Source organism: Brachyspira alvinipulli ATCC 51933, assembly GCF_000518245.1.
Lineage (GTDB): Bacteria > Spirochaetota > Brachyspiria > Brachyspirales > Brachyspiraceae > Brachyspira > Brachyspira alvinipulli.
In genome coordinates this window covers 1-19,281 of record NZ_JADF01000018.1, presented here as the reverse complement: position 1 = coordinate 19,281, position 19,281 = coordinate 1, and the positions used below count along the sequence as shown (strand labels likewise).

Here is a 19,281-nt window from a genome sequence, read left to right as displayed (position 1 = left end):
TATAATCCATCTAATCATACATTCACATATACAATTATAGCTCCGCCTTTTTTGCATTTATTCTGCTTCCATTTAAGAACATGACCTTTCTTTTTCAATTCATAAATTCTATTTATAACATGATCCCTTAATACTGAATGACCTATTCCATTATGAAGTCCTCTTCCATATATTATTTCTAACGGAGAGTTAATATTATTTATATAGTAATAATGAAGTATTGTATGATCAATAAAATCTATTGCTTCACTTACTGTAAAGTTATGCAAATCTATAACATAATTTCCGTTATCACGGTATATTTTACGCTTAATCATTCTATCTTTTTTCATAATACCTCCTAAATTCAAGTAATCTAATTTTATTTTAGGCATAATATTCCTCCAGCAAAAATTTCACTGTATATTAATATATTAATTTGACTTTAATCTTTATAATAGGTTATAAAATACTGATATTAATCTATATTGGAATAAGCCTTTCTTTTATTATAATGAACCATATATTATAACTCATATATCCCTCCAGTAAGCCCTTTATATATATGATAGCAAATATACATAAAAATACACTTGATAACCTTTGTAGGATATCATAAAAAATTTTATAATTCTTAAAGTCAATTAAGATATTCTAACAAACATAGAAAAAAATTAATTTATGTATTTTTTATTTTTTATAAATACCCTCATATATACCTTATGTTATATTTATATATATAATGCCGAATATACAATAAAACTTATAGGATTAGACTAATATATTACTGAAAATTTGAACTTAGAATTTTTATGGCATGAAATAAAAATTAAATTTTAGTATATTATTTAATTATCCAACCAAAAAGGAACAGATTCATAATCATCATCATACTCTTCAAAAATATTTGTTTTCTCTATATATATTTTCTTCAAATCTATTTTGTTCACCTTAAAAAAATCAATATAATATTTCTTCTGATATATATAATTCATATAATTTAAAAAATATCGATAAATAAAATAATCCTCTTTTTCATTTATTATATCATTTCTGTTCTTATATGCTGTCAAGTTTATATAATTTTTTCTCCCAATTCCATCTGCTTTAGCTTTTTGTATATTATTTTATAATTGTTCTCAAAAAATATTGCTCTATATTTTTTATAATCTTCTTCTATTTTTTTTCTCTCCTCATATCCTATTTCATCAAAATATCCAGAAAAATAATCTCCAAAATATATGCCTTCTTTTAAAAAATCTTTTTTAACATTTTCTATAATCTTCAAATCATTATCATCAGCTTCAAAAATTTCTGCTTCGTTTCTATTATAGTTTTTATACTCATCATTATAATACCTGTAATATTCTTCTTCTGTATATTCGCCTTCTTTAATATACTTTTTTTTCGCCTGAATATCTTTAGTAAACTCTATAAAATCTATTATATAATTAAATGCTTCATCATATTCTCTATACTTTCTATTTTCATTATTAATATGTTCTTTTATCTCTTCTATATATTTAAAAGCAAAGTTTATTTTTATTCTGTTTATTCTATTCATTATTGTCTTACTATAATTATGATATTTATCTGTATTAAAATAATCTAAAAAATGAAATCTCTCAGCTATTTTCTGAACAGCATTAATATCTTCTAAAGAAGAAATTATATCATTAATAACTTCTTCATTACCATAAACAATTTTTATATTATGATCTATTCTTAAATCTAGTAAATAAAAAAGCAAATCCATATATTCATAATATTTATTTCTAAGCTTATAAATATTTGAAAAATCCACTCTATAGCTTCTTGTTTCATAAAAATCTAAACTTAAAAATAATTTATTAAAGCAATATCCTCTGTTCAATATATTTATTTCACTTAGCTTCTCTTCATTTATTAAATAATCATCATGATTTAAATTATCATATCCGTATATTTGACAATGTTCATCATTATATTCTTTATCCAATGATTCTTTATTTCTATCTTTCATCTCTTTATATTTATCTAAATAAAGCCTTAATATAATTTCATAATCCTCGCTCTTATCGCCTGCAAAAGGAGAAGTTATTTTACTAAAAAAAGTATCTCTATCTTCAAAAAATAAATACTTAATTTTAAAAATCAAATAATAAAAAGTTTTATCTTCATTTACTGATATTCTGCTTTTTTTAGGATATGAAAGTATCAGCTCTATGATATCTCCTATATTTACATTCCTATCATCCAATGAATATAAAATCCTACGTATATTATTTTCCAATTCTGATGATTCATAAGATTCTACAAGTTCTTCTATAAGCCTTATTCTTTTTTCTATAATTTTTCTTCTTTCTCATATTCTCCGTAAGTATATGTACTTTTTAAATTAAAAAATATATCCTCTATCTGCTTTACATCTAGTTTTAAACTTTCAAACTGATCTATTTTTTTTAAAATATCCAAATGCTCCAAAGAATAAACCAGCTTTATTTTATTGTTTGATTTACTATTAATTCTGTATGCAGGCAAAATAGATTTATCATAATAATTTTGTATTTTTTTTATTTTCTTAGTTAAATCAAATTTATAATGCATATAAAATATATTATCATCATTATCTTTATATTCATAAAAAATTTTCATCATACTTTTATGTGTGCTTATATTGTACAAAAATTCAAACAAATCTAAAAATACGCCTATCTCAAAAAATAATATATCATTTCTATAATTTTTTATAATGCCTGTTATATCAATTTCTTTTACTGAGTAGCATTCAATATCATAAATAAAAATATTTTTTGATTTATAGCTTATATTAACCTCATTAACATTATAAGGTTTATTTTTTCTTTTCTTTAATTGATGTCCTGATGCTTTTGATTTAATATAAATCTTTTTACTCTCTTTATTTTCTATAATATCCTTTAATGAATTTAGAATGTATTTATTTTCTATACGTTTATCCTTATCTGTGTAAGAAGAAAATTTATCTGTTAATATTTTATATTCTCTTTTTTCTATATTGATACTTTTCATAAATGCTCCTATTATTGCTAATAAAAATTATTTTATATTTATGCCTGTAAACTCTATTACAGCTTTAAATGTATAACAGTATATCAAATAAAAAATATAGTCTTTATATTATAAACTATATTTTTTATAATTCATTTCATTACCTGTGTAAGACATCAATAAAATGCTTATAATTACTTATACTTTTTGATTATATTATAAATTATTTTTTATCAAATAGGCGGCATAATGAAATATACAAAAAAGCTGGAAGATTCTATTTATAATCTAATAAAAAAAGAAAATCCTACATTTGAGCATTTAAGCAGAACTTTAAATATTAACTATAATGATTTAAAAGAATATATAAACAAATCAAGCAGAAAATATAAGAAAAGTTTAGCAAAAAAGATAAGAAAGGCAAAAGATGATAACCCCAACAAAAAACGAGTCAAAAACCAACGAATATATTTATTAAATTAATTGCATAATATTAAATATGAGCTTAATTTGGGGAGTTATCATTATCTATAAATTCATAATTATTTAACAATAGATGCTCAATTAATTTAAATATATATTGAGCATCTTCTTCAGATACAGATTTAATCTCATGATTAGCTTCATTTCCTATTTCTCTAACTTTATTTATAAGACCTTTTTGTTTTTTATGTATGATACCTTCATTGTCTAAATAATCTATATAATTTTTGAATGTATCACCTTCTTCTTTTCCTTCAGAAACAGCTACATTCATTAATATTTTTCTTAAAATCATACTAGCAGCAGTATATGCTCCAACTTGCATACATTTTCTAGCTTCATTATACGCTTCTCTTATTTCATTTGGTAATTTATCAATATTCTTACCATAAGGAGGTTTTATTATAGGATCTCCATCTCTATTAAATATGTTTGGAGCATTACATTTATGACATATATAAACTAATCCTATATAAAAATTTTTTTTGTAACCTGTAGAATAATATGTTGCTCCATATGCTTTTTCTGATGCAATATTTTCTCCACAATTCCAACATATAAAACTTATAGATTTATATTCATCTATTGATTGCCATTTTAGATTTGTATAGTTTTCCATAAAAAATAGCTCCATTTTATTATTAACATTATTTATAATAAATAAATATTTTTTAAATCAAGTTAAATATAGCCTTTTTGCCTTGACTTGAATTTACATCATGCTAATATAAGCATATATGTATATTAAATCATTTTTATTATTATTGTTATTTTTATTTTAAGCTGTTCTAATATAATTTTAGCTCCAGATATTAAATATATTAAAGAAGAAGAGATTATAGAAAATAAAACACCTCACTTATCATTGGAAGTAAGAAATAAGAAATTTTTAGAGGTTTATAAAACTGTGTATAAACCTCAAACTATTCAAGGCAACGTTTTAGAAGATTTATACAAATTAGAAAACGGAGCTAATTATAAAAAAGTATATATTACGATACTAAATAATGCCCAAAACAAAATGCTATCCCAAAATAAAAGGTATTCAAAAAAACTAGCCATAAAAATAGTGGCTATTAGTACTTATTATGCTGAAAATATTACTATATCAGTAATAGATTCGACATTATTAAGTCTTGATTGATATGCTAATAATTTTTCGCCATCTTTTTTAAAATATGCATTAGAACTTTGTACATTTGGAGAAAAATAGCTAATATAATAATTACATTTTATAGTTTGTAAAAGATTATTACTATTATATGTTTTAATTACTACATTATTTCTTCCAGAATTCCAATCCCAATTATTATTTGTCCAATTAATTGTTAATATATTGTATCCCCATGACGCTGAATTTGAAGTTATTTTGCCATATATTAACGAATTATAATATATATTTTCTAAAATATTTAAATTATAATTTTTACTAACTTCCAAAGAGTTTGGTATCTGTGCTTTTACTGTAATAATTGAAGAACCTACATTTTTACCAATAATATTAATAGTTTTTCCAGATACACTTATTTGAGCATTAGAATTATTTATTTGAGCTTCTATACTATCAGCATTAGTATCAGCAGTAATTGAAATAGTTTCATCTTGCTTAACTTCACCGCTTTGAGATGATAAAGTTAAAGTTGTAATTGGTCTTTCTTTTATCTGTATTGGTATAGTTACGCTTGCTTTTTCTCTTCCAGATGCATGAGCTTCTATTATTATATTTGAACTTCCTATCTTTTTTTGTACAACTCTTAATTTATTTTCTTCTATAATTAATGAAGCTATTTCTTGATTTTCTATTCTAGCTTCAAAAGTTTCAGCATCTGTATTTACCTGCAATTCTGATATCCTGTCTATATCTTCATATAAATCTAAAGATAATGGATTTATAATAAGTAAAGTTTTATTATTTTTTATATATTCTATATATATTTCTAATTTATTGTCATTATTATTTATAATTAGATCTGGATTTGTTAAACAATGAAAATATAAAATGTTGTTTTCTATATATAAAGCTAAAATAGCAGGCATTTTATCTTTACCTATTAAATAATCTTTGAATAGCTGTTTTACAACATCATAATTATAAACACCTATTATTTTATAGTCTATCATTTTATCTATATCATCAAATGTATGAATCTCTATAGGAAAATGCTGAGTATTTAAATTTTCTATTACAAATACTCTGCCGTATATAATTCTGTCATCTATCCAAATTTTACCAGTATCAAATTCTTCTAATTTATATTTAAATTTACTGACATTATCTCCAGCAAGTTTTTTTACAGCATTTATCAATTGATTTGTATCTTGATTATTACTTTCAATACCAGCTTCTTTTATAACATTTTCCAAATTATCCAAAATAAGGTTTATAGTTTCAGCTGGAATAAAAGAAGGCTTAATTTTAGGGTCAGAAAAACTTCCATTTGTAAACTTTCCATCTTCTCCCATATTCGGATATTTTATATTTTCTCCAAAAACTGTGATTTCTTGGTCTTTAGGATATAATGACATAAAAATTAACTCCTTTATACATAATCAAAAAATATTATTTTATTTGCATCAAATAAATTTATTAAAAACTCTTCTAATTCTATTTTTTTATTTGAATCTTCTATCTTTTTTAATTTTATTATTACTGAACAAAATGCTCTATAATTATAAAGTCTTGTATGACCAAAAGATGCATGTCCGAATACAGATATTTTATGATTAGCATTAATATTTAATATTTCTGTTTGATAATCATTTTTTATAAGATTGTTAATAGTATCTTTTGGGTTTTGAGAAACAAGCAAATCATTTTGCAAAATAAGTAATTTTCTTTTTTCTAAACTTAAACCATTTCTTATTTCCTTAGAGTGTATTCTTTCATAATCTTCTATCGTATCTTCTGTACAAGTTTCAAGCCTGGCTTCAAGCCATAATTTCTTTAATTCTAATTTTATTTTTTTTATCATATCAGCCTGAAGTTTTGCTAATTTAGACATATCAGAGTTTTCATTTTCAAACTGACTTTCAAAAAATACCCCTTCAGGATAAAGACTTTTTACAGCTTCAAAATAAGTTTTTTCATCTTTAATATTTAGTTCCATGTTATAGTTCCTAAAACAGCATATTCTAATTGATTATAGTATTTATCTCCTCCTTCTATTTCAACATTAGCTTCTGTAACATTAATATCATCAACTATAAGATTTTTGATTAATGCTTCTTTTATTTCCATATCAGGCTTTACTCTTTTATTAAAATATTCTTTAATAGTAGATGTAATCATTTCTCTAATTCCTACAGTATCTTCTTCTCTTTTTAATTCTATAGTTATATTTACAGTTATAATTTCTGGAGTTTTTACTGTAAATATTGTATATGGATATTTTTTTTCTATATGCTCTTGAACTTTATCTATGTTTGATACTTTCATAAAGCCAGTATCTGCATTTCCTCCTATTACAACTACAAGCAAAGCACCAAATACATTAAAATTTCTAAACTCAAATGCTTTGCTTACTTCTGATGATGAGTTCAATGCTTCATCAGCAAAATCTCCATTTCCTCCATTACTGTTTCCTTTTATATAATTTAATACTCTAATTAAATAAGCCTCATCTGTTTCTCCATCTGTTCCTCCTGCTATATCTCTTTGAACAACAGCTTCACTTTCTACATTTGCTATTAAATTAGAAGCTAATTTTAATTTAGATTCTGATTTTAAATTGTAGCTGGTACCTGCATTTTCAGCCTGAACTTCTATTTCTACACTTCCATTTTCTGCTATGATGTACGTTTTTGTCATAAAATAATTATTACCTTGTTCAGATCTAAATACTGAGCCTGAAGGAATTGAAACACCAGCAATACCTTTTACCAAAATACTTCCGCTCGCCACCTCAGCATATAGAGGCGGTACTCTGTCAGCCCAATGAGCTCTTAAAAAATCCTTTTCTGCTGTATCAGGAAATATTTGTTTTTTTAAAAACTCTATATCACCTAAAAGGGAATATTGAATACCAGCTTCTACATTTGCTATTACTTTTACTAAATTATATTTAGGAGTATTTTCAAGAGGATTTAATTCACTGTAATATTGATTTAATATTTTTAATTTTAATTGCTCTAAAGATTCATTCATTATCCCACACTCCTTTTATAATTTCTGTATTATTATCAGGCTTTCTGACTAAAACAGAATAATTTAATCTGCTTTTATTTTCTATTTCAGTATCAACTTCTATATCTTTTGCAAGTCCGTCTTCAACTATCCATTCAAGAGAATCAGTTATTATTCTTTTTACTTCATTTTGAGTTTCTTTGCTTAATTTATTTTTTTTTGCAAATAAATCGCTGCCAAAATCATTGTCTGCCCACCATTTATTTTTATTTGAATAAATGCTCATAGAAACAAGATATTCTATATTATTATATTTGTTTAGATCTATTTCTAACATTTCAATTATTGGCTCCATGCACTATTTTTGTATTTTCTATACTACTAAAATTAGCAATTGTCTTTCCAGCTAAAGCAGTACTTAAAGCAAGCTGAAAAGCAGAGTTTGCTCCATTTCCAGCTTCTGGTATAGGAGCTCCTAAACATATATTTAATATAGCTTGAAGTATTTGATTATTTTTTTCCAATTCTTTTTTTAATTCTTCTATTTTTATAAGTCCGCCGAAATCATCTCCTCCTATTTTTATCATATCCTCATTTATAATTATTGATATTTTTTCATTATATATACATGTATCTCCTTCTTTAATTTCAGGAGCTTTATCACTAGATAAAATAGGCAATATTTGAGAGCTGTCAAAATTACCGCCTTTAGATAAAATAATTACTTCTCCTTCTTTAGCTTTTGCAATAAATCCATAAGGAAATAATTCTTTTTTTTCTATTGTTTTATCATAAGAAGATTTTACTTGAATAGTATCATCATTATTTCTTTTTATAAATTTTGAAATAGTTATCATATTTGCTATTTTAGAAGATATAGATGAAATAAGATTAGGCAAAGACATATTTTATACAGCTCCTTCATCTACTAAAATTATATTAGATGAAAACTCTTCATTATTAAGAACAAGCTCAACACTTTTAATTACTTTATAGTCATCTATTCCAAAAGAAGGAATATTAACTTTTATTTTTTGCTTAGGCTCATAAAATACTTCTATCTTATCATTATTTTTTATTTTTTTATTTTCTATTTCCTCATATGATAATCCCCAACCATACATATTAATATTTAATTCATCTGATTTTCTTCTTTTTAATTCTGATTCAGCTCTATTTAAAAGTTCTTTTTGAGATATATTTTCATCTGTAAAAAATAGTGTAAATACCCTTTTTGTATCGCATTTATAATCAAACTTTTCTCCTATTCCATAATTTCCTTTTATTCTATAGCAATTAAACTGCTCATATCCTCTCTTATTTAAAGATGCTGATTTTATATTTTTTCCTTCTATGATTTTATGATTTGCATTATTTGCCAAATATGTATTTCTAGCCCATACATATAGATTAGACGCTTGATTTGAAGCTATTGCATAGCCATTATTTTCTGCTATAGTAAGCAGTTTCTGCCAAACACTTTCATTTTCCCATGTAAAAGATGCTATAGGAGGTGAATTATCTTTGTTTGTAGGGTAATGTGATACTACTATATTAGAATTATATTTTTGTGCTATTTTTCTTACTACCTCTACTAATGTACCGCCTTCAATTCTTCCTGAATCTGTAGAATCTATTATATCTCTTGCATAAGAACGTGAATGTATAGTCATCTGCTTTTGATTATTATTTAATACTGCACTAATATCATCAACTAAAGTAGTTGTTACATTTCTCTCCTCATTATTCCACATAAGAGCCTTTATTATTATCCTGTCATGCTTTTCTACTTTTTTTAATTCGCTTAAAGGACATACTATATCAGCAGTATTACATATTTCATCAATACTCTTTTTTATAATAATTGAATTATAATTAATTAATCTCTTGCTTTTTCCAGCATAAACTTTAATATGCATTTTAATAATACTCCTATTTAAACATAAAATATTTCTTTAGGAAGTACAAAACTATCTTCTATAAAATTAAAATCTCTCAAATTGTATGAGTTCAAAAAATGCTCTGCATTTAATAATGTCATATTCTTATTGAACTTAATTTTTCTTAATTTCTTTAATTCTTTTATTTTCAATTCTTCTATAACAGATATTTTTAAGTCTATTAAAGCATTATTAAGTTCATAATCATCTTTATTTATAGAATCATTTAATTTGTCATATAGTTCTAAATAATTTTTTATTTTTTCCTTACTATCATCTATTTGAATTATAATACTAGCAACAGCAGTAACTGCAATTATTTTAATAAAATTATCACTTTCTTTTGCAGTATTCATTTCATTAAAAGAAATTGTATCTTTTGTAGTATCATAATTATAAAAATTAAGAAACTGAAGTAAAACTTTTTTTTCATTATTTTTTGCATTTTCTATTGGAAGTATGCTGTTAATTGACGACTGTGGCGTCTGCCCACCTTGCGTGCCGCCTGCGGCGAATGATTTTGAGCTTTCAGCAGTTTCATTTACAGACTGTTTTATATCTATTATTCCATTAACTATTGAAGATACAACATTCTGTAAAGCATCAGCGAAAACTGAAGGAGTTCTAATTCCTTGAGCGATTGTAGAAGATATTGTATTTATAGCCCTTGCCATATCATTAATATAATCTGCTTTTCCTTGTATCATTCCAATAACATTTGAAAGTTTACTTGATACATTATTTATACCTGATAAAAAAGTATCATAATTAAAATTATTCTCTAATTTCTTTTCAAGATTTTTATTAGCTATTTCCTGAACATTGTTTTTAGCATCTTCTATATTAAGAAAATTATAATTTTCATCATTTTTTCTATCAGCACATAGATTAAAATTAAGTTCTATTTTACATTGACCATTTTCATTTGCTTTTTCATCTATAGACCAGTTTTCTAAAGTTACTTTTAATCTGGGATAAAGAGGTAAAAAAATAAAAGCTGGATTTTCATCATCTGTTTTTATCTTAAAAGCATTTATTAAATCTATTTTTTTATTTAAATATTCTTCATCTCTTAAAAAGCCAGATACTCTTATTTTATTAACAGATTCATTAATTGAAGTATTACTCCAATACCCAAAATTAGGATAACTTGAATTATCTAAAGACTGTCCGCCTGAAATATTTATATTATCATATAAGAAATAAACAGCTTCCATATTAGGAGCTTCATATTTTACAAGGCTTTGTATATCATAAGCCTCTCTCCAAGATGAAGAGCTAGGATATTGAAAATTACTACTATTACCCATTTTTATCCTATTAACAGTGGATTTTTTATGTTTTAGTTATTTAAGAAGAATAATTTCTTATTTCTTCAATATTTCCTGTTTGTATATTTATATTTGGTATGTTATTATTGTATGGAGTAGCTTTATAATAAGTTCTTTCATCTGTCAATTTTATATCTACTCCAATATTAGCAGCTCCTTTCATTTCAACCTGAGCATTGTTATTTTGTATATTATTAGCAGTAATAGTTTTTTCTAAAGTATCTTCTTTAGTCAAACTTTCTCCAATTTTTCCGCCAAGTTTGCTTCCTAAATATCCTCCCGCAATACCAACACCAGCACCTACTAAAGCCCCTATAGCTGTGCCAAGTCCAGGAACAACTGAACCTATAGCAGCGGAAGTAGCAGCTCCAGCACTAGTTCCTATAGCTGTACCCGCAATACTTCCAACGGCTCCTCCAACAGCCTCACCTTTCATTTTATTTTGTTCTTTTTTTGAAAGTGAAGGATCATTAGCAGCCATAAATCCGCTTATAGCCATTGGTATAGCAGTAACAGCAGCACCCATAGCACCTGCTGTTTTTCCTAAACTTTTCCAAGTCATTTTTCCATTATTGATATTTGGTATATTTGAAGATGATTGACCTACATTGAATGTGTTAGAATTATTTCCATTTGAAAAAAACTGTCCCATATTTGTAACAAAAACAGGAATAGGAGTTCCTGTTCCTTGTATATGACGACTGTCCGCTTGCAGCGTAGATGATATATTGCCTTTTGCCATATTTTTCAAACTGTTTATTGAACTAATTGTATTAGCAACCCCTGATACCAATTTTGCTGTCATAAATATTCCAAATCCAGCTGCTATAACTTTGAATACGGCATCAAATCTTTCAGGATTTTTAGCAAAATCATTTAATATTCCTGTAACTTTTTCTAAATATGGTGCTACATTTTTATTGGCAAAAGAATCAAAAGCTGTCTGCAAGTTTTGTATATTAGCTGCCAAACTTTGTGCATTTTCCATTGCAGATGCATTTACTTGTCCCTGAGCATTAGAAACATCTAAAACTTTTTCCAATATCTCATCATAATTATCAAAATGCTTTATGGCTTCTCTTGATAAATCCGATCCAAAAACATCTGATAGCATATCAAAATTACCGCCCATTTTATCTTTTGCATTTACTATTTTCATAATTATTTCATGCAAATCTTTAAAATTTCCCTCACTATCTCTAACAGAAAAGTCTGCTCCTATAATATTTCCTAGATTTTGTAATTTTTCTTGTATTTCTGGATTAGTTAAATCACTCATAATACTTTCAAGAACAGTAACAGAAGCTGATGCATCCCCTGTACCTGCAGTTAATACCTGCATAACAGCATTGGCATTTTTCAAATCTTCTGAAGCTGTTCCAATACTTGAATAAGCTGCTATTATAGCTGGTCCAAATTTAGCAAACTCTGAAGCCGTAAAAGCACCCTGATTTCCTTGATAATAAAGCTCATCCATTAGTTTTGCAGTTTCTTCAGCAGAATAATTCAATTTAGAAAACTCAGACATCATTGAGCCTATATCAGAACCAGAAGCCCCAAATGCTCTCATAGCTCTTCCAATATTTTCTATATTTTCTTTAGCAAAATCCATATTGCCTGTTTTAGTCATTATAATGTCCATAGCATCAATAATTTCATTTGCATCTACTTTAATATCTGGCTGCATAGCTGCTTTATATATAGCTTCGCTTAAACCATTTAATTGTTTTTCTGCTGTTTCTACATCTTTAGCATTTCTTCTTGCTATAGTTCCGATTTTATTTATCCTATCTTCAAATGCTATCATTTTATTAATTGTAGCACCTACGCCTATAGAAACTCCTAAAGTAGCTAAATTACTTGCTGTAGAGTTTAATATCCCATCTATTTTTGAAAAAGCTCCCTGCATTTTACTCTGAAAAGAATTAACTTTATTGGAAGCCTTATCAATACCAGAAGAGAATTGATCTTTTAATTTTATTAAAACGCCAGCTGTTATATTACTCATTGTTGCCGCTCCTGCGTGCCGAAGGCAATGTTCGCCCACCCGCAAGGGTGCCTACATTGGTCGCCTAAATAATAGCACGGTAATTCGTTTCACTCTTTACCGTGAAGGCTCGGCTCACCTCCTTTTATGTTCTCCAACAATTTTGAGTTTTTACAGGTTCATAAGTTATCTTTTGGTATATATTTAACTCTAATTCATTAATAGCATATATTGCCATAACTTTAGCTATTAAGCTGTCGCCATGTCTTTTATTTCCTCTTATGCCTGTCCTTTCTCTTATAAGAGGTATTCCTTGCCAAACTTCAGCCTGCAAAAAATCATCTATAATAAAATTATCTTTTGGAATATTTGTAGTTTTATCTTCAACTGCACTTTTTAGCTTAGGCATATTTTCTGCATACCATTTTCTAGTTATCATTACTTCTAAAATTAAACCTCTATATGCTAATGAAAGATTCTCCGCTATCATTTGTCCATTGCCTCTAGCATCGAAAGCAGCTCCTAAAAACTTTCTTCCAAGTTCATTTATGCATAGTAAAATAAATTGTTCCTGATTACTGAATGGAATATTTCTTAATTCTATAACACATAGAGTTTTTATTTTATTTTTACTAAGTTTTATTTTTTCAAACCATAAAACTGTTAAATCTCCGCTCCTTGCAAAATCTTCTCCTAAAACTACTTCATCTTTTATATTTGTAAATAAATGCTTAACAATATTGAAATATTCCAACATTTTTGCATATCTTTCATTTTCTGTTTTGAAAGTAAAATCATCTTTTTCATAGAATCTAAACACTTCTATTTTTTCATCAGCTACAGTTTCTAATAATGCTCTATTAAAATATTTATCTCCATTTTTTGAAGGTATGCAGTAAAGTTCTTCTTCATAAGCCTCTCCATAATCTTTAATTATAGATTTTAGCCATTCTTGTTCTTTACTTTTACTGTATTCTTCTTTAGATATTTCACATATTTTTTTATAAAGACCGTCTTTTAATGCCTCATCAATATCAGTTGTTTGTAAATAATAATCTTTCCTTCCAGATTCAATATCTTTTACAAGCAAATTAAATTGATTATCTTCTCCGTTATGAGTAGAAAGTATTAAAACGCTTCCTCCCCACATAAGCATAGCTAATGCTGCTTTTAATAATTCTTTTAAATCATCGCAGAATGCTGCTTCATCAATAACTATATGACCTTGTTTACTTCTTATAGAACGAGGTACAGAAGGAAGCCCCCATATCTCAAAACCTGATTCAAATCTTATTTTATAAATTGTTATATCTTTGTTTTCATCTTTTATAACTGTTTCTCCAAAATCTTCACATGCTATATTAAGTAATTTAGCCCAAAAAGCAGCATCTTTAATAAATTGCTGTGTCATATCTTTTGCATAAGATATATAATAACAGCTCATACCATTTTCTTTTTTTGATAATGATGCTTTTAATACACAATTTAAAGCTTCAACATAAGAAGCTCCTATTCTTCTTGATTTCTCCCAAACTTTTACTTTATCCTGATTAATAAGCCATTTTTCCTGATAGGGTAAAAGTATCTTTTTATTTTTTAATTTGTTATTCATTTTTAATTATTAATATTAAATACATCTCTGAATATTGTATTAACTGTTTCCTGAGATATTCCTGCAGAATTAGCATTATTAATGGCTTTAATTTGTGCCTCTTAAAGGGCTTTATTTTTTATCTCTTCTGTATGCTGATTATTTTTCGATATAGCATTTTCAAGATTGATTATTCCTTTTGTTGCCTTTTCTATAGAGTTAGACATTTTCTCTATTTCTTTTATATCCATATTTGCTACCTCGCTGTTTTGTATTTCCTGCAATGAACCTACAAAATCATAGATAAGCATTCTTATTTCTTCCATAGTCTGCTTGCCTAAAATATTGCCTAATTCATCGCCTGTTTTATCTTTCCAAGCTGAAGCTATTGCCTCTATTTCTTTTTTCTTATCCAATAAATTATCAAATCTTTTTCTTATATCTTGATATACCAGATTTTGACACTGCTTTTTTTCCCAATTTCTCATTGATAATATTAGCAATATCAATATATCTTACCGTACTGTCTTGCAAAAGTTCTATAATTTCTTCTTTTGTTTTTTTATCAAGTTTATCTATGTTGCTTTTAGGTGCCATTATTACTGCCTCTTATTTTATAGTAATTACTTCCTGTTTGTACATTATACCAAATTTGCCATTCTGATATTTTTATAATACTTTTTTGATATTCTTTAATAAGTTCTTTACTTGTATTTATATTATTATTAGGCTCATAAAAACTAGGCGTCTGTGATAATGGTATGGTTATATATTTAGCAGTACAGCTTACTAAAAATATAAGTATTAAAATTAAATATTTTATTTTCATATATTCCTTAATTTTTTATATTTTTATAATAATCATTTATAATAGTATTTAATGCCTTTATTTCATCGCTTTTAAGATAACTTTCTTTTATATTTTCTATAGCTTCATTACTATTGCTGAAACTTTCAAGCATTATTTTTCTTTCATTATCAAAAATCATTTCTTTCTCTAGTATAATATTTGAAATATTTAATTTTGTTGTATATATTTCTTTTTCTAAAGATTTGATTTTGTTGTCTTTTATTTTTATTGTACAATTCAAAAAACTTATATATCCAAGTAAAATACCTGCAATCAAAAAATATATAAAATATTTTGATTTCAAAAAACTTAATAGTTTTGTCTTTAAAAAATTAATTATTATACTGATTATTATTGTCATTTTATTTATTATCTTTTATTGTATTTACTTCTTCTAATCTTTTTTCTTTTTCATTTCCTCCTTTTAATATTTTTAAAAATCCTCTCAAGTCGCTTCCAAAACTAACAGCATTAAGCCCAAGAAGAATTATTACAACTGCTATTGCCTCTTCTTTAGTTACTGTCCTGCCTCTCCAAATTAAATTAACAAATACCCAAATACAGCCTAAAATAAAACTGACTATACTTGTATAAATTAATAATTTCTTATTTGCATTATGCTTGTCTATAAAACTCATTTATCTAACTCCATTATATTTTATACTGTCGTGAAATATTTTATTATTGCTAAAATAAAAAACTTTCATTATAACCTCCTGCTGAATTGCTTCAGCAGGCATTCAAGTTTTTTATTTTTGTCTAATTCCATTATATTTTATACTGTCGTGAAATATTCCTAGTAAAAATTTTTGTAAATATTCTAAACTTTCCAAAACTATTTCACTATCTTTTATTGTTGTTTCCGTAAAATTATTATTGATAAAAACATCATAGCTTTTTAACCTATCTTTGGCAGGAAGATTTTTAAGATTTCTCAGAAAATTATTACGTTTATCATATTGTACTTTATGATTATTATATATTGATTTATAAATCTCTTTTAGATTATCTAAAATAATCATATAATAAAAATTGCAAATATTTTCTAATCCTAATCTTCTTATACTTTCAATGTCGCTTTTGGATAAAGCTGTATTATATATATTTATAATTTCTATTCTTTTTTCTTTTACATACTCTTCAAACTCAGATTTATCTTTATTAAGTATATGATTTCTGGCTATATAACTAATTATTTTACTCTGAACTTTCAATGTACTTTGACTTATAATATTGCTGTATTCTTTATAGACTGTCAAAGAAGTAATATTATTGTCATATTGAAACCTATTTCCATTTTCATTATCTCCGTGATAATAAGCTAATATTTCACTGTTATTTTTAGCTCCTAATACATCAAGCTCTTTTGGAGATTTAAAAGCATTAGAAACTAAATTATTTTGTTTTTCTATAGGTTTTTCTGAGATAATTTTATCATTTCCAAACTCTAATTCTCCAATTTTAAGATTGGCTTTTACTTTAGCCTGCTTATTATTTATAATAAGTTCTCTTACCCAATTGCCTATTATAAGTATAGTTATACAAGCTATTATTATAGAAAAAGCGGTCAGTATATCAGTCATTAACAGCCTCTAATATTTTTAGTATATTTTTGAATCTTTTTTCTCTGTCCTCTAGTCCGTTATAGCCTCCATTTATCATTTTTGTTACTGTTTTTACATCGCCTTTTCTTGCAAATGGCTGTAAACCTCTTTCTATCCAATAGCAGCATGCTATATTTGATGCTATTAATTCTGATGATGCTAAATCTGGATTATCAACCAAATTAATCCCTAATTTTTCTCCGTATTTTTTATAATTATTTTTTCCTGTAAGCTGTATAATGCCTCTGCCTCTATATTTGTATCCTTCATTTTTACCGTTTCCTAGTCTTCCTCCGTATATTCTGTTTCTATAGCTTCTTTACCCTTGCTTACAACTTCTCTGGCTTCATTAATATCCTTAAAATATTTTGGAAATATTTTTAATAATGTATTTGCTGAATAATTTAGATTTTCTTCTAATTTTGTGAAATTAATGCTTTCATGTCCGCATTGTGCCAAAAACATAGCTAATTCATTTATATTTTCTTCTTTGTTATCAGATTTGCATATATGATATTTATCAAAACTTTTACTTAATACTTCATACCATTTTTGATTTATTCCTGATTTTTTAAGAATATCTTTTGTAAGCATTTATATACCTGCCTTCATTTAATTATATTCAGATTATAGATTTTTAATGAACTTTTATAGACTAAAGATTTTTAGATTTTTTATATATATTGACAAAAAATATTAAAGATTTATCATTTATACATAGTGCTTTATAAGGGGTTATTATGGATATCAATGATATAGCTGGAGTTGGTAAAGCTATAGAAAAACTTATTGATTTATTAAGAGGTTTTGGTTGGAAAATATATGAGCCGTATCATATAAAAAGAATTGCTGATGCTGAATCTTATAAAAGAAAATTAGAAACAGATGACAAAATATATGAAATAGAAAAAATATTAGAATTTATAACTAAAAATTCAAATCTTAATATAAATCATAATAATGGAACAGAAATAAGTAATGCTAATATATTATTAGAAAACACAAAAGCAAGATTAGTAAATCAGGAATTATCAAGAACTTCTAATATTCAAAATGTTATTTCTAAAACTTATGATATATTAAAAGATGAAGAGGATGTTTCTGATAAACCTGTGGATAAGGATTGGTTTACTAGATATTTTAATATTGTTCAAGATATAAGCAATGAAGATATTCAGGATTTATGGGCTAAATTATTAGCAGGAGAGATAAAACAGCCTGGTAGTTTTTCATATAGAACTTTAGAAACATTAAAAAATATGACTACTGATGAAGCAGAATTATTTACTAAAGTTGCTAAATTATTATTTTATGGCAAAGAAAGAGAAAAATATATATTTAAAAATTTAACTTTATTACAAAAATATGGTATTTCTCTTTCAGACATAACTAAACTTATGGATTCGGGTGTTATAAGTAGTCTTAATGACTTAAATTTAACAATAAGTAGTGAAATAGTTATATCTAATAACAATTATTTATTTAAATTATCAAAAAATAAAAATAAAAATACTAATATATTGATTATAAACCTTATGAATGTAAATGTATTTAAACTTTCTGAATCTGGAAAAGAAATATTAGAATTAATAGACGATAAATGTAGTAATGATGACTTTTTTATTGATAATATTAAGTCAATAAAAGAGAATTTTAAAAATAGTTGTGAATATGAAGTGAAAAGAATTAAGTATATAGATTTTAAGAATGATATAATTTATACTATAGATGAAAATGAAAATTTAATTAATGATATATAGTTGTTGTTTATAAATTTCCTAAAGCTAGTTTTACTAATAATTGTTTGGCAGCTTCTATAGCTACATTAATTGAAAAATCTTTTATTTTAGAAAATACTTTATCTTCTTTTAAACCGCTTAGAAAATCATATCCTTTTGCTGTAATTCTATAAGCTCCATTAATTAATGGAAAGTTAGTAGATAACAAATAAGTAAATCCATATTTATTTTCCTTATTATTGAAATCATTATCTATACATTCATTATCAAATAAAATTTTAATATGTCCTACTAAATTATCATATAATAAAATTTCTTCTTCATTATTATCATCTTCTGGTACTTTGATGTTTAATTTATCTAATAGTTCTTTTCCAAGTATTTCATGATTTTTATGTTCTTCCATAACTTCAAGTATATTTCTAATTAATTCGTAGTTTATTTTCATTATATAATTTCCTAGTGTTTTGTGATTAAATTATATATTAAAATGAGTTTTTTTCATCGTTTTATATATAAAAATTATTAAATTAATTGCATAATGTGTTGGTTCTTTTTCTTTTTACATTTCACTAAATACCGCTTTATCCCGTTAAATCCCGCTTATTCGCTGTTGTGTGATGGTCTATTGCTTGTATTTATCAA

At 25.4% G+C, this 19,281-nt stretch carries 22 protein-coding genes and 1 pseudogene; 2 read left to right on the top strand and 21 right to left on the bottom strand.

The features are described from left to right. Positions 1 to 14: 14 nt before the first annotated feature. The 3 genes from T324_RS0101565 to T324_RS0101550 all read right to left on the bottom strand — a co-directional run bounded on the left by T324_RS0101565 (position 15) and on the right by T324_RS0101550 (position 3,009). Positions 15 to 374, bottom strand: coding sequence for a Smr/MutS family protein (locus T324_RS0101565; protein ID WP_028328676.1), 360 nt, complete (start codon positions 372 to 374; stop codon positions 15 to 17). A 680-nt stretch (positions 375 to 1,054) separates the two neighbouring features. After that, entirely contained in the window at positions 1,055 to 2,218 is a 1,164-nt protein-coding gene (locus T324_RS0101555) for a hypothetical protein (RefSeq protein ID WP_028328674.1), read from the bottom strand. An 86-nt stretch (positions 2,219 to 2,304) separates the two neighbouring features. Beyond that, positions 2,305 to 3,009 (bottom strand): hypothetical protein, encoded by a 705-nt coding sequence (locus tag T324_RS0101550; RefSeq protein ID WP_028328673.1) that lies wholly within the window; start codon positions 3,007 to 3,009, stop codon positions 2,305 to 2,307. 228 nt (positions 3,010 to 3,237) lie between these two features. Between T324_RS0101550 and T324_RS16450 the strand changes: the two genes are divergently transcribed. After that, positions 3,238 to 3,471 (top strand): hypothetical protein, encoded by a 234-nt coding sequence (locus tag T324_RS16450; protein ID WP_245580604.1) that lies wholly within the window; start codon positions 3,238 to 3,240, stop codon positions 3,469 to 3,471. 22 nt (positions 3,472 to 3,493) lie between these two features. On the opposite strand, the gene T324_RS16445 is transcribed toward T324_RS16450, so the two are convergent. The 17 genes and pseudogenes from T324_RS16445 to T324_RS18925 all read right to left on the bottom strand — a co-directional run bounded on the left by T324_RS16445 (position 3,494) and on the right by T324_RS18925 (position 17,491). After that, complete coding sequence (locus T324_RS16445) at positions 3,494 to 4,090, bottom strand: DUF4145 domain-containing protein (protein ID WP_051436761.1); 597 nt, start codon at positions 4,088 to 4,090, stop codon at positions 3,494 to 3,496. A 467-nt stretch (positions 4,091 to 4,557) separates the two neighbouring features. After that, complete coding sequence (locus T324_RS17615; RefSeq protein ID WP_051436760.1) at positions 4,558 to 5,997, bottom strand: hypothetical protein; 1,440 nt, start codon at positions 5,995 to 5,997, stop codon at positions 4,558 to 4,560. Between the two features lie 14 nt (positions 5,998 to 6,011). Continuing rightward, the gene (locus T324_RS16435) at positions 6,012 to 6,578 is read right to left on the bottom strand and encodes a hypothetical protein (RefSeq protein WP_038374941.1); all 567 of its coding nucleotides are present in this window, start codon (positions 6,576 to 6,578) and stop codon (positions 6,012 to 6,014) included. Beyond that, complete coding sequence (locus tag T324_RS0101525) at positions 6,569 to 7,615, bottom strand: baseplate J/gp47 family protein (RefSeq protein ID WP_028328671.1); 1,047 nt, start codon at positions 7,613 to 7,615, stop codon at positions 6,569 to 6,571. The genes T324_RS16435 and T324_RS0101525 overlap by 10 nt, the downstream gene beginning before the upstream one ends. Beyond that, positions 7,608 to 7,931, bottom strand: a complete 324-nt coding sequence (locus tag T324_RS0101520; protein ID WP_028328670.1) for a phage GP46 family protein — start codon at positions 7,929 to 7,931, stop codon at positions 7,608 to 7,610. The genes T324_RS0101525 and T324_RS0101520 overlap by 8 nt, the downstream gene beginning before the upstream one ends. Position 7,932: 1 nt before the next feature. Further along, entirely contained in the window at positions 7,933 to 8,499 is a 567-nt protein-coding gene (locus T324_RS0101515; protein WP_028328669.1) for a hypothetical protein, read from the bottom strand. A 3-nt stretch (positions 8,500 to 8,502) separates the two neighbouring features. Continuing rightward, positions 8,503 to 9,513, bottom strand: coding sequence for a hypothetical protein (locus T324_RS0101510; protein WP_028328668.1), 1,011 nt, complete (start codon positions 9,511 to 9,513; stop codon positions 8,503 to 8,505). 17 nt (positions 9,514 to 9,530) lie between these two features. After that, positions 9,531 to 10,844 (bottom strand): methyl-accepting chemotaxis protein, encoded by a 1,314-nt coding sequence (locus tag T324_RS0101505; RefSeq protein WP_028328667.1) that lies wholly within the window; start codon positions 10,842 to 10,844, stop codon positions 9,531 to 9,533. 40 nt (positions 10,845 to 10,884) lie between these two features. Then, positions 10,885 to 12,873: a phage tail tape measure protein gene (locus T324_RS0101500; protein ID WP_028328666.1), complete on the bottom strand. Its 1,989-nt coding sequence runs from the start codon at positions 12,871 to 12,873 to the stop codon at positions 10,885 to 10,887. A gap of 124 nt (positions 12,874 to 12,997) precedes the next feature. Continuing rightward, positions 12,998 to 14,464 (bottom strand): terminase large subunit domain-containing protein, encoded by a 1,467-nt coding sequence (locus T324_RS0101495; protein WP_028328665.1) that lies wholly within the window; start codon positions 14,462 to 14,464, stop codon positions 12,998 to 13,000. Positions 14,465 to 14,565: 101 nt separating this feature from the next. Further along, positions 14,566 to 14,859 (bottom strand): DUF3486 family protein, encoded by a 294-nt coding sequence (locus T324_RS18680; RefSeq protein ID WP_245580742.1) that lies wholly within the window; start codon positions 14,857 to 14,859, stop codon positions 14,566 to 14,568. A 7-nt stretch (positions 14,860 to 14,866) separates the two neighbouring features. Then, positions 14,867 to 15,040 (bottom strand): DUF3486 family protein, encoded by a 174-nt coding sequence (locus T324_RS18675; RefSeq protein WP_245580743.1) that lies wholly within the window; start codon positions 15,038 to 15,040, stop codon positions 14,867 to 14,869. Further along, the gene (locus tag T324_RS16425) at positions 15,030 to 15,272 is read right to left on the bottom strand and encodes a hypothetical protein (protein WP_028328664.1); all 243 of its coding nucleotides are present in this window, start codon (positions 15,270 to 15,272) and stop codon (positions 15,030 to 15,032) included. Before T324_RS16425 ends, T324_RS18675 begins: the two co-directional genes overlap by 11 nt. A gap of 7 nt (positions 15,273 to 15,279) precedes the next feature. Beyond that, positions 15,280 to 15,534, bottom strand: coding sequence for a hypothetical protein (locus tag T324_RS0101480; RefSeq protein WP_239649034.1), 255 nt, complete (start codon positions 15,532 to 15,534; stop codon positions 15,280 to 15,282). A gap of 121 nt (positions 15,535 to 15,655) precedes the next feature. Continuing rightward, entirely contained in the window at positions 15,656 to 15,931 is a 276-nt protein-coding gene (locus T324_RS0101475; RefSeq protein ID WP_028328662.1) for a hypothetical protein, read from the bottom strand. A gap of 111 nt (positions 15,932 to 16,042) precedes the next feature. Further along, the gene (locus T324_RS0101465; RefSeq protein WP_028328661.1) at positions 16,043 to 16,876 is read right to left on the bottom strand and encodes a hypothetical protein; all 834 of its coding nucleotides are present in this window, start codon (positions 16,874 to 16,876) and stop codon (positions 16,043 to 16,045) included. Beyond that, positions 16,869 to 17,491 (bottom strand): annotated as a pseudogene (locus tag T324_RS18925) (glycoside hydrolase family 19 protein). Before T324_RS18925 ends, T324_RS0101465 begins: the two are co-directional and overlap by 8 nt. Positions 17,492 to 17,637: 146 nt before the next feature. Between T324_RS18925 and T324_RS0101455 the strand changes: the two are divergent. Further along, the gene (locus T324_RS0101455) at positions 17,638 to 18,657 is read left to right on the top strand and encodes a DUF2806 domain-containing protein (RefSeq protein WP_028328660.1); all 1,020 of its coding nucleotides are present in this window, start codon (positions 17,638 to 17,640) and stop codon (positions 18,655 to 18,657) included. A 7-nt stretch (positions 18,658 to 18,664) separates the two neighbouring features. Here the strand turns inward: T324_RS0101455 and T324_RS0101450 are convergent, their stop codons facing one another. Continuing rightward, the gene (locus tag T324_RS0101450; RefSeq protein WP_028328659.1) at positions 18,665 to 19,084 is read right to left on the bottom strand and encodes a DUF2513 domain-containing protein; all 420 of its coding nucleotides are present in this window, start codon (positions 19,082 to 19,084) and stop codon (positions 18,665 to 18,667) included. Positions 19,085 to 19,281: the final 197 nt, after the last annotated feature.

Coding starts and splice junctions, on each gene's coding strand:
- T324_RS16445 (WP_051436761.1), bottom strand. CDS start 4,090: ATGGAAAACTATACAAATCTAAAATGGCAATCAATAGATGAATATAAA.
- T324_RS16450 (WP_245580604.1), top strand. CDS start 3,238: ATGAAATATACAAAAAAGCTGGAAGATTCTATTTATAATCTAATAAAA.
- T324_RS0101515 (WP_028328669.1), bottom strand. CDS start 8,499: ATGTCTTTGCCTAATCTTATTTCATCTATATCTTCTAAAATAGCAAAT.
- T324_RS16435 (WP_038374941.1), bottom strand. CDS start 6,578: ATGGAACTAAATATTAAAGATGAAAAAACTTATTTTGAAGCTGTAAAA.
- T324_RS0101475 (WP_028328662.1), bottom strand. CDS start 15,931: ATGAGTTTTATAGACAAGCATAATGCAAATAAGAAATTATTAATTTAT.
- T324_RS0101500 (WP_028328666.1), bottom strand. CDS start 12,873: ATGAGTAATATAACAGCTGGCGTTTTAATAAAATTAAAAGATCAATTC.
- T324_RS0101455 (WP_028328660.1), top strand. CDS start 17,638: ATGGATATCAATGATATAGCTGGAGTTGGTAAAGCTATAGAAAAACTT.
- T324_RS17615 (WP_051436760.1), bottom strand. CDS start 5,997: ATGTCATTATATCCTAAAGACCAAGAAATCACAGTTTTTGGAGAAAAT.
- T324_RS0101450 (WP_028328659.1), bottom strand. CDS start 19,084: ATGAAAATAAACTACGAATTAATTAGAAATATACTTGAAGTTATGGAA.
- T324_RS0101510 (WP_028328668.1), bottom strand. CDS start 9,513: ATGCATATTAAAGTTTATGCTGGAAAAAGCAAGAGATTAATTAATTAT.
- T324_RS18675 (WP_245580743.1), bottom strand. CDS start 15,040: ATGGCACCTAAAAGCAACATAGATAAACTTGATAAAAAAACAAAAGAA.
- T324_RS0101505 (WP_028328667.1), bottom strand. CDS start 10,844: ATGGGTAATAGTAGTAATTTTCAATATCCTAGCTCTTCATCTTGGAGA.
- T324_RS0101495 (WP_028328665.1), bottom strand. CDS start 14,464: ATGAATAACAAATTAAAAAATAAAAAGATACTTTTACCCTATCAGGAA.
- T324_RS0101550 (WP_028328673.1), bottom strand. CDS start 3,009: ATGAAAAGTATCAATATAGAAAAAAGAGAATATAAAATATTAACAGAT.
- T324_RS0101465 (WP_028328661.1), bottom strand. CDS start 16,876: ATGACTGATATACTGACCGCTTTTTCTATAATAATAGCTTGTATAACT.
- T324_RS0101525 (WP_028328671.1), bottom strand. CDS start 7,615: ATGAATGAATCTTTAGAGCAATTAAAATTAAAAATATTAAATCAATAT.
- T324_RS0101520 (WP_028328670.1), bottom strand. CDS start 7,931: ATGTTAGAAATAGATCTAAACAAATATAATAATATAGAATATCTTGTT.
- T324_RS16425 (WP_028328664.1), bottom strand. CDS start 15,272: ATGAAAATAAAATATTTAATTTTAATACTTATATTTTTAGTAAGCTGT.
- T324_RS0101565 (WP_028328676.1), bottom strand. CDS start 374: ATGCCTAAAATAAAATTAGATTACTTGAATTTAGGAGGTATTATGAAA.